We start from the raw sequence: 13,944 nt of genomic DNA on the forward strand, positions 1-13,944 counted from the left end.
ATGCAGCAGTATTTTGTCAAAGGCAGTGCAATCTCTCCTGTAACTATCGAGGACAAGGAAACCATCAAGCATATGTTTCAGGTCATGCGGCTGAAAGAAGAGGATGAGGTGACCTTGGTCTTTGATGATGGCATCAAGCGTTTGGCGCGCGTGATAGATGTGGAAGCGCGTCAGTTTGAGTTGGTTCAAGAATTAGCTGACAATGTGGAACTGCCCGTTCAAGTCACCATTGCATCTGGCTTTCCCAAGGGAGACAAGCTGGAGTTTATTACTCAGAAAGTAACAGAACTAGGAGCTAGTCAAATCTGGGCCTTTCCTGCCGACTGGTCAGTTGCCAAATGGGATGGTAAGAAATTGGGTAAAAAGGTTGAAAAGCTAGAAAAAATTGCCCTTGGAGCAGCAGAACAAAGCAAGCGTAATATTGTACCAAGTATCCAGCTTTTTGAGAAAAAAGCAGATTTTCTAGCCCAGCTGGACCAGTTTGACTCAATTGTGGTGGCTTATGAAGAATCAGCAAAAGAGGGAGAAGCTGCTGCGCTCTTACAAGCAGTCACTGGTCTTGAAAAAGGAGCCAAATTGCTCTTTATTTTTGGCCCAGAAGGTGGTCTCTCACCAGCAGAAATTGAAAGTTTTGAAGCTAAAGGAGCTGTTTTTGCAGGACTTGGCCCTCGCATCTTGCGAGCAGAAACAGCGCCACTTTACGCCTTATCTGCCCTTAGTGTTTTAGTAGAATTAGAGAAATAAGAGGAAGAAAATGGAACAAAAACACCGTTCAGAATTTCCAGAAAAGGAACTTTGGGACTTAACTGCCCTATACCAAGACCGTGAGGATTTCTTGCGAGCAATCGAGAAAGCTCGCGAAGATATCAACCAATTTAGCCGTGATTACAAGGGCAATCTTCATACGTTTGAGGATTTTGAAAAGGCCTTTGCGGAATTGGAACAAATCTACATTCAGATGAGTCATATCGGCAATTACGCCTTTATGCCTCAGACGACAGACTATAGCAATGAAGAATTTGCCAATATTGCCCAAGCTGGGATGGAATTTGAAACAGATGCCAGCGTAGCCTTGACCTTCTTTGACGATGCCTTGGTGGCAGCAGACGAGGAAGTCTTGGACCGTTTGGGTGAATTGCCACATTTGACGGCAGCCATTCGTCAGGCCAAAATCAAAAAAGCCCACTACCTAGGGGCTGATGTGGAGAAGGCCTTAACCAATCTCGGTGAAGTTTTCTACAGTCCTCAGGATATTTATACTAAGATGCGAGCTGGGGACTTTGAAATGGCTGACTTTGAAGCCAATGGCAAGACCTACAAAAACAGCTTTGTTACCTATGAGAATTTCTACCAAAACCACGAGGACGCTGAGGTTCGTGAGAAATCCTTCCGTTCCTTCTCAGAAGGACTACGTAAGCACCAAAATACGGCTGCCGCAGCCTATCTAGCTCAAGTCAAGTCGGAAAAACTCTTGGCTGATATGAAGGGCTACGACTCAGTCTTTGATTATCTTCTGGCTGAGCAAGAAGTGGATCGTGCCATGTTTGATCGTCAGATAGACCTCATCATGAAGGACTTTGCACCAGTAGCTCAGAGATACCTCAAGCATGTTGCCAAGGTCAATGGACTTGAAAAGATGACCTTTGCAGACTGGAAATTGGATTTGGACAGCGCCCTCAATCCTGAAGTGACTATTGATGATGCCTATGATTTGGTCATGAAGTCAGTTGAACCTTTGGGACAAGAATATTGTCAGGAAGTTGCTCGCTATCAAGAAGAACGTTGGGTGGACTTCGCTGCTAATAGTGGCAAGGATTCTGGCGGTTATGCGGCGGATCCATATCGCGTGCACCCTTATGTCCTCATGAGCTGGACAGGCCGTTTGAGCGATGTCTATACCTTGATTCATGAAATTGGGCATTCTGGTCAATTTATCTTTTCAGACAATTACCAAAGCTACTTTAATGCCCACATGTCGACCTACTACGTTGAAGCGCCATCAACCTTCAATGAATTGCTTCTCAGTGACTACTTGGAGTACCAGTCTGATGACCCACGTCAAAAACGCTTTGCCCTTGCCCACCGCTTAACAGATACCTACTTCCATAATTTCATCACCCACCTCTTGGAAGCAGCCTTCCAGCGTAAGGTTTATACATTGATTGAAGAAGGGGAAACCTTTGGAGCAAGCAAGCTCAACAGCATTATGAAGGAAGTTTTGACAGATTTCTGGGGAGATGCTATTGAAATTGACGACGATGCGGCCTTGACTTGGATGCGCCAAGCTCACTATTACATGGGCTTGTATAGCTACACCTACTCTGCTGGTCTTGTCATCTCGACTGCTGGCTATCTCCATCTGAAAAACTCTGAAACTGGAGCTGAAGACTGGCTCAACCTCCTCAAATCAGGTGGCAGTAAGACACCGCTTGAGTCAGCCATGATTATCGGAGCGGATATTTCAACGGACAAACCACTCCGTGATACGATTCAGTTTCTGTCTGAAACAGTTGACCAGATTATCGCCTACAGTGCTGAGTTGGGAGAGTAAGGGTATCCAGTGTCGGATTTAAGACGGTTTATCGATAAGATGAATACACAAAAATCACCTGTTTGAGGTGATTTTTTTATGCTTTAAAGATTTATTCAAATTTTCCTTTATTGGCCTCGTTTGAAGCCTTCATGCTAATTTGTAAAAGGTTGGCGAGATTTTCATTATCAAGGCTAGCTTCTCCATTATTATCCACTTTTATGGCAAGGTAATGGGTGTTACGATCAAGATAATCCATGCCCTCTAGGTCTACGTAGTTGTCAGCTTTAAAATCAAGCGCCGCTAATTGATAAACAAATCGAATATTTAGAGCTTTAGCATAGTCTGTTTCAAGAACCTTTTGTTGTTCTTCTACCAGTCCTTGAAAGAATTCGAGATTGTCTGTGTGATAGGATGCTTTGACTTCATATTGGTAAGTATCTACAGCTGGGGATATAAATTTCAAATAAACCATGTCGCCCTCCACCTTATAGTCCTCAAGAGTATAGGCACCTGCTTTTCCTAATGCATTGGTGTTGACCTTGAAAAACATTGGTGCATAAATTTTCAGAGGATATTTTTCTCCCTTATACTCAAAGATGGTATCATTTGAAAAATTCGGACGGATTTTAGTTAACTCAGGGACTAAATATTCGTTCCAAATCTTATCAAATAACTCTTCTTGATTGCTAGCACTCGCTGATTTCACAACTAGGTCAAAATTTTCTTGATTGACAAAGACAGCATCCACTAATTTGAGGGCTGTTTGAACCTTAGGATCCGAAATTTCCTTTTTCTTTTTTTCAAGATTCTCAGCCGCCTCTTTCGTGCGATCTAAAGTTTTATTAAATTGACTGCTACTGTTGGTTTCAACAAAGGTTCTCTCATAGTTGGTAGGTTCAACTTTGGCATTCCAGTCAAATGAAGCGGCAGGACCAGTTACATCTTTCTTGTGATAGGTAGAGGCCTGATTGTTTGAATTATTTGTAGAACTAGTAGATGGCTTTGATGAGCAAGCACCAAGGGCTAAGGCTAGTGTTGTCACACAAGCTAGGCAACAAAGTCTGAACGATTTTTTCATACATTTCTCCTTCAAGTAATGCTTGTTATTCATTGGCTATTATATCATGACCTTTAGGATTACAGTGTTTTAAAATGAATTAGACAGGATTTTAACATCATAGATGAAACAGTCATATCAGCCTTTTATGATATACTATAAGGGAAATATGATTAGTTGTTTTATTAATTATCATAAGCAAGGAGAGGGTTATGAAAAAACGCATATTTCTCACAATGTTACTTTTAGGAGGATTGATAATGATAGGATTGGCAGGGTGTGGAGAAAATAAAAATAGTCGAGAATGGATTGAGAACAAAGTCTCCGAGGTCAGTCGTGTCTATCCAACCGAGAATCTGTTTGACTTGTTTAAGCAATTTCCGGAAGGGTTTGAGGTCTATCAAGTATACATGAATGATAAAGTTAGCATAAAAATATACTTAACCGGAAATAGTCAGTTCAAGACGATAACTGGTAAATTAATTCGAAAAGATTTAAAGTTAGAAAAAAAGACAGACATTATAGATGTTAATTACATAGAACAGCAATTTATTTTTTCAGATGAAGAAAGAGCGAGGGAAATTTGGGAACTTAAAGGTTTTCTGTTTCAAGAATTAACGATTAATAAAAGTATTTTATCTGAGTTTAAATTAGAAAATAAGAGTTATAACAGTGTAACTAATGGTTTTGACATATCTTATAGTGTGAATAATCCAATAATAAACAAATTTTTTAAAATGGATGGTCTTAAAAATGGCGTATTAGAATTTGGAAGCTCTTTGCAGAGTAATGATTATTACTATTATTCTGTTGTTGTTGATTACAAAGACGGTTATTATTTTAGAGAAACAGTGTCTAATGGAGAGTTGAATAATGGTGAGTAGTGGTATTCCAACTTTAGATGCTTCTAATCTAACTTATAAATTTGAATAAGATGCAAGGAAATGTTGCTTTTATGGTATATTATAAGGGAACTATGATTAGCTATTTTGTTGAATATCATAAATAAGGAGAAGGTTATGAAAAAACGCATGTTTTTCGCAATGTTACTTTTAGGAGGATTGATTATGATAGGATTGGTAGGATGTGGAGAAAATAAGAACAGTCGAGTATGGATTGAGAACAAAGTCTCTGAGGTCAGTCGTGTTTATCCAACTGAAAATCTCTTTGATTTGTTTAAGCAATTTCCGGAAGGGTTTAATATTACTCAAACATTCTATAAGGATTCGCTCAGAACAGTAGTTTCCTTAGATGGAGATGCAGAAAATCAAACCATAAAAGGAAAGATAGAGACTATAAAAATATCTACCGAACCATATAAAGAAGAAGTGAAAGACCATGTTGATGTAGAATATAAAGATGGTCAATTTATATTTTCTAACAATGAGGTAGCGGAAAAAATTTGGGGTTATAAAAGTTTTCTATTCCAAACATTAAGTTTGAATAGAGATGTTTTATCTCAAATGAAGCTTGAAAAGTTTCAATATTTTTCAAATCGCAATGTGTTTGAAATCTATTATATTAGTGATGACTCTACAATAAATAATTTCCTTAATTCAAATGGAGAACACATTTTATCAATAAGTGGAGCGGAATCTTATAATAATACAAAAGGTTATCGATTGAATGTTAATATTGCTTTTAAGGATAACCCAAATGATGGAATGAGTGAGATAGTTTCAAGTTGGATAGATGATAGAAATAGTGTTTCTAATTAATTTGCTAACATTTAAAACATCCTGATTGACCTGATTATAAATAAGGAGCATGCGAAAGAATGAGTGAAAAAGAATCGGTTAACAGTGAAATTCCAACTCTGGATGCAGCGAATCTGACTTGTAAATTTGAATAAGATACAAGGAAATGTTGCTTTTATTGTATACCATAAGGGAACTATGATTAGCTATTTTGTTGAATATCATAAATAAGGAGAAGGTTATGAAAAAACGCGCGTTTTTCGCAATATTACTTTTAGGAGGATTGATAATGATAGGATTGGCAGGATGTGGAGAAAATAAGAACAGTCGAGCATGGATTGAGAACAAAGTCTCTGAGGTTAGTCGTGTCTATCCAACTGAAAATCTCTTTGACTTGTTTAAGCAATTTCCGGAAGGGTTTGAGATTAGAAGTATTGATACCTACGATGAGACGAAGGACTATTCTCGTTATCAGAAGATTGAACTCGTAGGAAATGCAGAAACAAAAGAAATAACTGGTAATTTTAAAAGAATAGAAGCTCGAGGTAATCCTTATGAAGAAAAAGTGCTTTTAGAAAGCCGTGTTGTGTACACTGAAAAAGGATTGGAATTTTTGAATCCAGAAGTTTCTAAAGATGATTTGTTTTATGATGGGTTTTTATTTCAAAAGTTAGAACTAAATAAAGCAATTTTGTCTCAATTGGAACTCAAAAAAACGTACTATAATTGGGAGACTGGTGATGCTTCTATTACTTATAAAAATGTAAATAGTAAAATTATTCAGGATTACTTCCATATACAATCAAGTGAATCGTTAGACCTTTTTATTAGTGCAGACCACTCTGCAACTATTGGCTATGAATACGGTTATCCTGTGGTTTTTGACGGAGAAAATATATCTCATTCAGAACTTATAACAGGAAAAAGTAAGAGTATGAAGAAGATAGATGCCAAATAGTAATGTGCCGACCTTAGATGCTTCTAATCTGACTAACGAATTTTAATAAGATAGCAAGGAAATGTTTCTTTTATGGTATACTATAAGGGAACTATGATTAGTTGTTTTATTGAATATCATAAGTAAGGAGAGGGTTATGAAAAAACGCATATTTCTCACAATGTTACTTTTAGGAGGATTGATAATGATAGGATTAACAGGGTGTGGAGAAAATAAAAATAGTCGAGCATGGATTGAGAACAAAGTCTCTGAGGTCAGTCGTGTCTATCCAACCGAGAATTTGTTTGATTTGTTTAAGCAATTTCCGGAAGGATTTGAGATTGAGCAGGTCTATTTCAAAAAGAAAAGTGATGGAATTGATGATTCTATTACAGAAATTAAGCTGAAAGGTGATGCAACATCGCATACAATAACGGGTACTCTTGCTAAAAGCCCAGCGAAGGAAGATGCGCCAAAAAGCGATGAAGTGGTAGTAAGTGTTCAATATATAGACAACAAATTTATTTTTTCTGATGAAGAAACCGCTAAAAGAATATGGAAGTTTGATGGTTTTTTGTTTCAAAAACTTGGTATAGATAAAGAGTTTTTAAGTAAATTATCATTAAAAAACAAACATTTTAATGGAAATAATGGTTCTTTTGATATAGATTATATTATTAAAAACACAACGATTAACCAATATTTTAATAAACAGCAACAAGCTGAAACAGTGCTAGGATTTGGTAGTTCTTTGAGGTTAGATGACTTTTATTATTATTCTGTTACTGTTGATTTTAATGATGGCTATTATTTTAAGGAGAGAGTATCGAATTAGGAGAGAAGTATGAGTAAAAAGGATACAGCGAATAGTGGTATTGCTACTCTAGATGCAGCAAATCTGACTTACGAATTTGAGAATGTGCGAGTTAATCAACCTGAAATTGGACATGATGATAGAAAACAACTTCTTAATGCAGTAGACAGAAGTAAACCTCTCCCCTCTAACCTCCAGTATCTAGATGATTTTCATGATGACTTTACTGGGACGAGTGGTACAGCCTTCCTAGATAAGGACAGTGGAGAGGTGATTATTGCCTATACGGGAACGAATCCTAATGCGGATATAGTCAAGGATGTCGCTACAGATGTCGGTAGTATAGCCATGGCGCTCGGTTTTCATTATGATGAAGCTTTCAAATTTTATGAAAGGATTCGACAGAGATATGGGGATAATATTACTCTAACTGGACATTCTTTAGGAGGTAACATCGCTCAGAGGGTGGCCTTAGAGTATAACGCTCCGCGTACTGTGGTATATAACTCAGCGCCTCTCTATTTAGAAGGTCTTATCGAATCTAAAGATAAAATCATAGATTATCTGACTCCGTGGGATTCGGCAAGGGAGAAGATAATCAATAAACAAAAGACATTCACAGGTCAAGTAGTACGAATCCGGACTCAAGATGACTTTCTTAACAATATCTCAAAACCTTTTTTAGGTGTATACTTGGGGGAAGATTATCTGCTTGAAAATTCCGGTGGGCACAGTATTGATCCAGATATTACGGGTGATAAAAATCAAATTAACCAAATCAAAGATATTTTGGAAAATCAGAGTCCAGAGAAGATGACTGGACTTGAAAAGAAGAACTATGAAACTCTGAAGAAATTACAAGGTGTCAAAAATCGACTTCTAAAGCAGTTGAGTACCCAATTTTTATCAGATGGTAGTATAAGTAGCCATGAGATGTTTTTCTTGGACAGCGTCCAAGCAACAGCTGTTGCGACGGCAATGACAGAGAGTGTCAGCAACGGACACAGCGAGATTGAGGCAGTTGCGAAAAAAGCAGTTGCGGATGCTGAAACACTCTACGATAAAAGTAAGGAAGTTCCTTGGTTCGTCACAGAGTTAACTTATGATGAGATAGAGGATGTCTATGCAGAAGCTGGGGTAACTTATGATAGTATTGTGGGTGAAACTCAGAGACATTTTGATAAAAAAGTAAGTAAATCAGCTGAGATTGTAAAAGCCTTTACGGATTTGGAAACGAATATTCAGAAGGGTGTTGAACAAGCAGTTGAAGGAGACGAAAGCTTGGCAAGGGATATTAATCAATGGACAAACTAGAAGAAATCCAAGTGAAAATAAAAAAGCAAGAAGAGGGACTTTGGTCCTTGGAGGATGACTATAGAACTGCTAAGAAGAAAATAGAAGAATCCTATGAAAGTTTAGATCATAATCGTTCTCAGTTGACAAGACTATATGAGGAGTTTGAGAACGTTGCTTATGATTTTGCTAGACAGAAATCTGGAGACGATGGGGAGCATCACCAATTTCTGATGTTATTAGAATCTTATTCAAGTGAGACGAGTAGTGAGTATCTTCGGCAGTATGCTAAAATAGAGGCAAAAGATGAAGAGTTGCAGACTCAGTACCGAAAAGAGCGTTCTCGCTTAGAAAAAGAGTTAGAAGAGAGTTATAGTCAAAGAAAAGACTTATATGAGTTAGAAAGGAGGCAGAAGAAATGCTAGTGGATTTAGTCATAGACGCTTTGATTGGACCTATGTCAGAATCAGCCAGGCGAGAAATCAAAAAAACATTAGAAAGAGCAGCTATCAAAACATTTTGTGCTCCTCCTATAAAATCAGGTAGAAAAGGTATTGTAGATAAGTACGATGAGGAGATAGGGGTTCTTGCTATGACAAATAAAACTGCTGTAACGACTTTAGCAGCTCAAATGGATAGCTCAATTAATGGGTTGGGACAAAAAGCCATTAGCGAGACTATTAGTAAAAATAGTACATCTTTTGAAGATTTAACTCCGAAAAAGAAAAAATAGTGCTTTAACTATGCCATGTTCCTTTCCAATTTTTCCAAATATTCCTCTTCAAAGTCATCTTCGGATGACTTTTTGATAAGTTACTAGAAATGTAGAGGTGCTTGAGATGCGTAAAAAATTACAAAGAAAAGTGACAGAAGAAAAACCAAGCTATAGTCGAGAAGAAATTCAGTGGTTGCTTGAGCATTTAGGAGATCCCTCTCCAGAAATTCGAGATGAACTTGTTTTTACGAGTTTGGCTAGAGGAATTCAAGAAGAACTGTTTTCCCTTGAGCAGTTTCAGTTTATCTCAGAAGAGGTCTCCTCTAATGAAAGGCTATACAAAGAGATTGATAGTAGAGGAGTTTCAACTCTTAAACGTTCTTTTAGGGCGCTTATTTATGCCAATCTTTTGTATGCAGATGGTAACGAGCACTCTCTTTTCTATAAAGGCTTAAAAGCTGATATAAGAAATGCTATGCTATCTCAAGGTTTGTATTACCTTAAAAAAGAAAAGGATACGACAGGTTTTTCAAGTCAGTATGGTTGGGTTCACGCTTTTGCGCATGGAGCGGATCTCTTGACGGAAGTCGTTTGTCATCCAGATTTTCCTAGTAACAGATTTTCTGAAGTATTTGATGTACTGGGTCAATTATTTAAAAGAATTACCATTCGTTTTACAAATGATGAGGACTGGCGCTTAGCGAGAGTACTTTATGAACCCATTTTGCAAGGGAAATTAGGGCAAGAACAAGTAGCTTCTTGGATAAAAACTATTGACTTTCCGATAGAAGAGAGGGAAGATTTTTATAAATTTTCCAACTTCAGATCCTGTCTGTTGGAAGTCTATATCCAACTTGACCAGAAAAATAGTTTACAAGATGCCTTGAAAGAAGCCATTCAATCTTTTCAGTACTAAGGATAAGCGAGTCGTTTCATGATTTTCAAATACTTTCCAGTCAATTTTCTTGAAACACTTTCCTTCTTTTGATAGACTAATACATAGTTTGAAAAAAGGAGATTTATCATGAAAAAATTTGTTGCTGAATTAATCGGTACATTTATGCTTGTGTTCATTGGAACAGGAGCTGTTGTTTTTGGAAATGGTCTTAATGGCCTTGGACACCTTGGAATTGCTTTTGCCTTTGGTTTGGCAATCGTAGTTGCAGCTTTCTCAATCGGAACTGTTTCAGGTGCGCACTTGAACCCGGCGGTTTCGATCGCTATGTTTGTAAACAAACGTTTGTCATCTTCAGAGCTTGTAAACTATATCCTTGGACAAGTAGTTGGAGCTTTCCTTGCGTCAGCTGCAGTATTCTTCCTCTTGTCTAACTCAGGCATGTCAACTGCTAGTCTTGGTGAAAATGCCTTGGCAAACGGTGTCACTGTCTTTGGTGGATTCTTGTTTGAAGTCATCGCAACTTTCTTGTTTGTCCTAGTTATCATGACTGTAACATCAGCAAGCAAGGGTAATGGCGCAATCGCTGGTTTGGTAATCGGCTTGTCCTTGATGGCTATGATCCTTGTGGGATTGAACATTACTGGCCTTTCAGTAAATCCAGCTCGTAGCTTGGCTCCTGCTGCATTGGTAGGTGGTGCAGCCCTTCAACAAGTATGGATTTTCATCCTTGCCCCAATCGTTGGTGGCGTTCTTGCAGCACTTGTTGCGAAAAATTTCCTTGGAACAGAAGAATAATTGAAACTCAAAAAGCCTTGCTCCTCAGTTTGAGGAACAGGGCTTTTTCGTATCTGTTTAACGGTTGTCAATTTTCTCTGGATAAAGGTCGTGCTGGAAGAGGCGTTGTTCTGCCAAACCTTCATACTTGCTTCCAGGTCTACCGTAGTTGTAGTAGGGGTCGATTGAGATGCCACCGCGCGGAGTGAATTTTCCCCATACCTCCAAATAGCGAGGGTTTAGTAGATTGACCAAGTCTTTCCCGATGGTGTTGATACAGTTTTCGTGAAAATCCCCATGGTTTCGATAGCTAAAGAGGTAGAGTTTGAGGGATTTTGACTCGACGCAGAGCTTGTCAGGAATGTAGGAAATATAAATGGTCGCAAAGTCTGGCTGAGCAGTGATTGGGCAAAGGGAGGTAAATTCAGGACAGTTGAATTTGATGAAATAATCATTTTCCACATGACGATTGTCAAAGGATTCGAGAACTTCTGGTTGATAGTCAAAAATGTAGTTGGTTTCTTTGTTGCCCAGTAGGCTTAGGTTTTTCATTTCTTCTTGTTGTGACATGTTTTTTTCTTTCTAATTTAAACACCACGTTGGTTGTCGTAGAGGAGGGTATGGAGTTGAGGAAGGACGCGGACATTGCCCCAGCTATCGTCAGTAGCGACACATTCCCAGAGTTCTTTGAGTCGGTCTAGTTGGTCTTGGACAATATTGCCTGTAGCCTTGGGCTCAGGATTTCCAGCCGATAAGAAAAGGACATCTGGTTGGTAGCGTTCTTGAATCCCTTTAGCAAAGGCCAAATCGGCATCATCAAAGACAGGGATTTTAAAGGTGACCTTGTCTGGATCCAATTGGGAAACGATAAAGTCCAAGGTCTCGAAGTTGACTTCCATCTTTGATGAAGGAGGCTTGGGGCTCAGAGTGACCTGGTCGATGTCTTTTAACCAATTTTGCCAGCGAGAACCTTGAGTCTCAACAGCCAGAGTGATACCGCGTTCCTTGAGCTTGGTGACGAGTTCGGCCATGTTAGCTGCTAGGATAGCGGGATTTCCGCCAGATAGGGTTACATAGTCGTAGCTTCCTAGCTTATCTAAGGCTGCAATGACTTCATCAGCGGTCATGCGAGTTGGTTTTTCAGAACCATCCCAAGTAAAGGCAGAGTCGCACCAGTCGCAGTGGTAGTCGCAACCAGCAGTGCGGACAAACATGGTTTTCTGCCCGATAGCACGACCTTCACCTTGAAAGGTTGGGCCGAAAATTTCCAGAACTGGTAGTTTGAGGACACGTTCCCTAGTCATCTAACCACTCCCGTCTAAACTCCGCAAAGGCAGTCGGAGTCTCATAGAGACGAACATATTCCAAACGGAGATTGCGCTCGTCTGGCAACTCTTGGCTCATGGTTTGAAAAATCCAGTAAACCATATTTTCAGCAGTCGTGTTCATATAAGGCAGGGTTTCATTGAGATAGCGATGATCCAAGTGGGGTTCTATGTAGTTCTTGTAGATCGCTTTGATATCTCCAAAGTCGTAGGTCATACCCCGTTCATCTAAAAATCCACTGACAGCAATTTGCAGATGATAAGTGTGGCCGTGCAGGGACTTGCATTTTCCCTCATAGTGAAAGAGGTGGTGGGCAGCATCGAAGGTGAACTCTTTTGATACCAAGGTTCTGTGAGGATTGTAGATAAGAGATTCCCCAGTTTCCTGTTTGATTTCTTTGGGAGCAAAAAACATTAGCTCTCTCCTTTCTGTGAGAGATAAACATCAAGGCCATGCTGGCGTAGGTGGCAGGCTGGACAATCACCGCAGCCACTACCGATAATCCCATTGTAGCAGGTTAAGGTCTTCTCACGAACGTAGTCAAAGGCACCAAGTTGGTCGGCTAACTCCCAAGTTTCAGCCTTGTCTAGCCACATGAGAGGTGTTTGGATAACAAAGTCGTAATCCATGGCAAGGTTGAGAGTAACATTGAGGGATTTGACAAAGACATCCCGACAATCAGGGTAGCCTGAGAAATCTGTCTCGCAGACACCTGTCACGATATCTTTAATGCCTCGTTGCTTGGCAAGAACTGCCGCAAAGGAAAGAAAGAGGTGGTTGCGGCCGTCAACAAAGGTATTGGGAACCTCTCCCTCTTTTTGCTCGATCTCCAGATCAGAGGTCAGGGCATTTTCAGTGATTTGTCCCAGCAGAGACATATCTAAGATGTGATGACGAATGCCTTGTTCCTTAGCGATTTCTCTAGCAACTTGAATTTCGAGATGATGGCGTTGGCCGTAGGCAAAGGTGACGGCTTCGACTGTTTTATAGTGTTCTTTAGCCCAAAAGAGGCAGGTTGTGGAATCTTGACCGCCGCTAAAGACGACCAAGGCTGAATGACGTTTCATAGTACTCCTTCTAAAATGGGAAATGTTCAGAGCACGCAAAAAGCTCCCTTGAGGGGAGCTAAAAAATACCAAGTAGAGGTTTTTTTTAGCGATGGCATGTCCCAAACATCGTAATATTCTACCTACAGTCTAGCATATTTTTTGAAAAATGGCAAAGGGTAAGAAAAAAGAGACCAAATGAAGTACATGGTCTCTCGTGTGATTAGCTCAATTCAGCAACGATGGCCTTGATTTGTTCTGCTGTGTGAACACCTGCAACTTGTTTCACCACTTGGCCGTCTTTTTTGAAGAGAAGGGTTGGGATAGACATGATTCCAAAAGCACGAGCTGTATTTGGATTTTCATCAACGTCCATTTTAACGATTTTCAAGACATCTTCTGAAAGTTCTTCAGACAATTTGTCCAAGATTGGACCTTGCATACGACATGGACCACACCAAGCTGCCCAGAAGTCTACCAAGACCAAACCGTCTTTTGTTTCTTGTTCGAATGTTGCATCTGTAATTGCTTTTGCCATTGTATTTCTCCTTTTTTAGTTATATTGGCTTAAATCTTGTTTCATGAGATAGAAGAAGACATCTCCATAAGTCCCATGGTAGTCCAAATCATGACCGTTGTAAGTTAATTTTTGGACTGGGTAGTAGTCTGCGAGGCCGATAAGGCAAGCTTGTTGTGAACGATCAAAGTCGTCATAAGATTCGAACGTTATAGTTCTTTCGTTCTTGCTGGCATCTAGATAGGTAATTTCAATCATTTTAAAAACTCCTTTGTTTAATGATGACTTTATTTTACTCCTTGTAAAAGAGAATGTCAAGAAAAATGATTGCGCACGC

General features: G+C 39.3%; 18 protein-coding genes. 11 read left to right on the forward strand and 7 right to left on the reverse strand.

Going from position 1 to position 13,944, the window contains the following annotated elements; genetic code table 11:
• Both CO686_RS01830 and pepF read left to right on the forward strand, forming a co-directional pair.
• Positions 1–744, forward strand: coding sequence for a 16S rRNA (uracil(1498)-N(3))-methyltransferase (locus CO686_RS01830; RefSeq protein ID WP_001188184.1), 744 nt, complete (start codon positions 1–3; stop codon positions 742–744).
• A gap of 10 nt (positions 745–754) precedes the next feature.
• Positions 755–2,551 (forward strand): oligoendopeptidase F, encoded by a 1,797-nt coding sequence (gene pepF, locus CO686_RS01835; protein WP_000435561.1) that lies wholly within the window; start codon positions 755–757, stop codon positions 2,549–2,551.
• Between the two features lie 91 nt (positions 2,552–2,642).
• On the opposite strand, the gene CO686_RS01840 is transcribed toward pepF, so the two are convergent.
• On the reverse strand, positions 2,643–3,611 hold the full coding sequence (locus tag CO686_RS01840) for a hypothetical protein (RefSeq protein WP_000748116.1): 969 nt from the start codon (positions 3,609–3,611) through the stop codon (positions 2,643–2,645).
• Positions 3,612–3,802: 191 nt separating this feature from the next.
• Here CO686_RS01840 and CO686_RS01845 point away from each other — a divergent pair, with 191 nt between their 5' ends.
• From CO686_RS01845 to CO686_RS01885, 9 genes are all read left to right on the forward strand, one after another.
• Complete coding sequence (locus CO686_RS01845) at positions 3,803–4,474, forward strand: hypothetical protein (protein WP_000745946.1); 672 nt, start codon at positions 3,803–3,805, stop codon at positions 4,472–4,474.
• Between the two features lie 135 nt (positions 4,475–4,609).
• Positions 4,610–5,308: a hypothetical protein gene (locus CO686_RS01850; RefSeq protein WP_000746966.1), complete on the forward strand. Its 699-nt coding sequence runs from the start codon at positions 4,610–4,612 to the stop codon at positions 5,306–5,308.
• A 220-nt stretch (positions 5,309–5,528) separates the two neighbouring features.
• Positions 5,529–6,245, forward strand: a complete 717-nt coding sequence (locus tag CO686_RS01855; protein WP_025172971.1) for a hypothetical protein — start codon at positions 5,529–5,531, stop codon at positions 6,243–6,245.
• Between the two features lie 136 nt (positions 6,246–6,381).
• Positions 6,382–7,059 carry a hypothetical protein gene (locus tag CO686_RS01860; protein WP_000745947.1) on the forward strand — a complete coding sequence of 226 codons (678 nt, stop codon included), beginning with the start codon at positions 6,382–6,384 and terminating at the stop codon, positions 7,057–7,059.
• Positions 7,060–7,068: 9 nt separating this feature from the next.
• On the forward strand, positions 7,069–8,352 hold the full coding sequence (locus CO686_RS01865) for a Tle-like phospholipase domain-containing protein (protein WP_000037150.1): 1,284 nt from the start codon (positions 7,069–7,071) through the stop codon (positions 8,350–8,352).
• The gene (locus tag CO686_RS01870) at positions 8,340–8,756 is read left to right on the forward strand and encodes a hypothetical protein (RefSeq protein ID WP_000359227.1); all 417 of its coding nucleotides are present in this window, start codon (positions 8,340–8,342) and stop codon (positions 8,754–8,756) included. The genes CO686_RS01865 and CO686_RS01870 overlap by 13 nt, the downstream gene beginning before the upstream one ends.
• Entirely contained in the window at positions 8,750–9,064 is a 315-nt protein-coding gene (locus CO686_RS01875) for a hypothetical protein (protein WP_000959513.1), read from the forward strand. The genes CO686_RS01870 and CO686_RS01875 overlap by 7 nt, the downstream gene beginning before the upstream one ends.
• A gap of 106 nt (positions 9,065–9,170) precedes the next feature.
• Positions 9,171–9,962, forward strand: coding sequence for a DUF2785 domain-containing protein (locus CO686_RS01880; RefSeq protein WP_001227786.1), 792 nt, complete (start codon positions 9,171–9,173; stop codon positions 9,960–9,962).
• A gap of 108 nt (positions 9,963–10,070) precedes the next feature.
• A complete protein-coding gene (locus CO686_RS01885; protein ID WP_000714823.1) occupies positions 10,071–10,739 on the forward strand; it encodes an MIP/aquaporin family protein in 669 nt (222 codons plus the stop codon).
• A gap of 57 nt (positions 10,740–10,796) precedes the next feature.
• Here the strand turns inward: CO686_RS01885 and queF are convergent, their stop codons facing one another.
• The 6 genes from queF to CO686_RS01915 all read right to left on the reverse strand — a co-directional run bounded on the left by queF (position 10,797) and on the right by CO686_RS01915 (position 13,865).
• A complete protein-coding gene (gene queF, locus CO686_RS01890; protein ID WP_000082583.1) occupies positions 10,797–11,288 on the reverse strand; it encodes a preQ(1) synthase in 492 nt (163 codons plus the stop codon).
• A 17-nt stretch (positions 11,289–11,305) separates the two neighbouring features.
• Positions 11,306–12,022, reverse strand: coding sequence for a 7-carboxy-7-deazaguanine synthase QueE (queE, locus tag CO686_RS01895; RefSeq protein ID WP_000196457.1), 717 nt, complete (start codon positions 12,020–12,022; stop codon positions 11,306–11,308).
• Positions 12,015–12,458: a 6-carboxytetrahydropterin synthase QueD gene (queD, locus tag CO686_RS01900; RefSeq protein ID WP_000464563.1), complete on the reverse strand. Its 444-nt coding sequence runs from the start codon at positions 12,456–12,458 to the stop codon at positions 12,015–12,017. The genes queE and queD overlap by 8 nt, the downstream gene beginning before the upstream one ends.
• Positions 12,458–13,111 (reverse strand): 7-cyano-7-deazaguanine synthase QueC, encoded by a 654-nt coding sequence (queC, locus tag CO686_RS01905; protein ID WP_000820634.1) that lies wholly within the window; start codon positions 13,109–13,111, stop codon positions 12,458–12,460. Before queC ends, queD begins: the two co-directional genes overlap by 1 nt.
• Positions 13,112–13,313: 202 nt before the next feature.
• Positions 13,314–13,628 (reverse strand): thioredoxin, encoded by a 315-nt coding sequence (gene trxA, locus CO686_RS01910; RefSeq protein WP_001029576.1) that lies wholly within the window; start codon positions 13,626–13,628, stop codon positions 13,314–13,316.
• Positions 13,629–13,643: 15 nt separating this feature from the next.
• Entirely contained in the window at positions 13,644–13,865 is a 222-nt protein-coding gene (locus CO686_RS01915; RefSeq protein ID WP_000570247.1) for a DUF4649 family protein, read from the reverse strand.
• Positions 13,866–13,944 lie beyond the last annotated feature (79 nt).

Source organism: Streptococcus oralis, from assembly GCF_002386345.1.
Classification (GTDB): Bacteria; Bacillota; Bacilli; order Lactobacillales; family Streptococcaceae; genus Streptococcus; species Streptococcus oralis_S.

Coding starts and splice junctions, on each gene's coding strand:
- CO686_RS01830 (WP_001188184.1), top strand. CDS start 1: ATGCAGCAGTATTTTGTCAAAGGCAGTGCAATCTCTCCTGTAACTATC.
- pepF (WP_000435561.1), top strand. CDS start 755: ATGGAACAAAAACACCGTTCAGAATTTCCAGAAAAGGAACTTTGGGAC.
- CO686_RS01840 (WP_000748116.1), bottom strand. CDS start 3,611: ATGAAAAAATCGTTCAGACTTTGTTGCCTAGCTTGTGTGACAACACTA.
- CO686_RS01845 (WP_000745946.1), top strand. CDS start 3,803: ATGAAAAAACGCATATTTCTCACAATGTTACTTTTAGGAGGATTGATA.
- CO686_RS01850 (WP_000746966.1), top strand. CDS start 4,610: ATGAAAAAACGCATGTTTTTCGCAATGTTACTTTTAGGAGGATTGATT.
- CO686_RS01855 (WP_025172971.1), top strand. CDS start 5,529: ATGAAAAAACGCGCGTTTTTCGCAATATTACTTTTAGGAGGATTGATA.
- CO686_RS01860 (WP_000745947.1), top strand. CDS start 6,382: ATGAAAAAACGCATATTTCTCACAATGTTACTTTTAGGAGGATTGATA.
- CO686_RS01865 (WP_000037150.1), top strand. CDS start 7,069: ATGAGTAAAAAGGATACAGCGAATAGTGGTATTGCTACTCTAGATGCA.
- CO686_RS01870 (WP_000359227.1), top strand. CDS start 8,340: ATGGACAAACTAGAAGAAATCCAAGTGAAAATAAAAAAGCAAGAAGAG.
- CO686_RS01875 (WP_000959513.1), top strand. CDS start 8,750: ATGCTAGTGGATTTAGTCATAGACGCTTTGATTGGACCTATGTCAGAA.
- CO686_RS01880 (WP_001227786.1), top strand. CDS start 9,171: ATGCGTAAAAAATTACAAAGAAAAGTGACAGAAGAAAAACCAAGCTAT.
- CO686_RS01885 (WP_000714823.1), top strand. CDS start 10,071: ATGAAAAAATTTGTTGCTGAATTAATCGGTACATTTATGCTTGTGTTC.
- queF (WP_000082583.1), bottom strand. CDS start 11,288: ATGTCACAACAAGAAGAAATGAAAAACCTAAGCCTACTGGGCAACAAA.
- queE (WP_000196457.1), bottom strand. CDS start 12,022: ATGACTAGGGAACGTGTCCTCAAACTACCAGTTCTGGAAATTTTCGGC.
- queD (WP_000464563.1), bottom strand. CDS start 12,458: ATGTTTTTTGCTCCCAAAGAAATCAAACAGGAAACTGGGGAATCTCTT.
- queC (WP_000820634.1), bottom strand. CDS start 13,111: ATGAAACGTCATTCAGCCTTGGTCGTCTTTAGCGGCGGTCAAGATTCC.
- trxA (WP_001029576.1), bottom strand. CDS start 13,628: ATGGCAAAAGCAATTACAGATGCAACATTCGAACAAGAAACAAAAGAC.
- CO686_RS01915 (WP_000570247.1), bottom strand. CDS start 13,865: ATGATTGAAATTACCTATCTAGATGCCAGCAAGAACGAAAGAACTATA.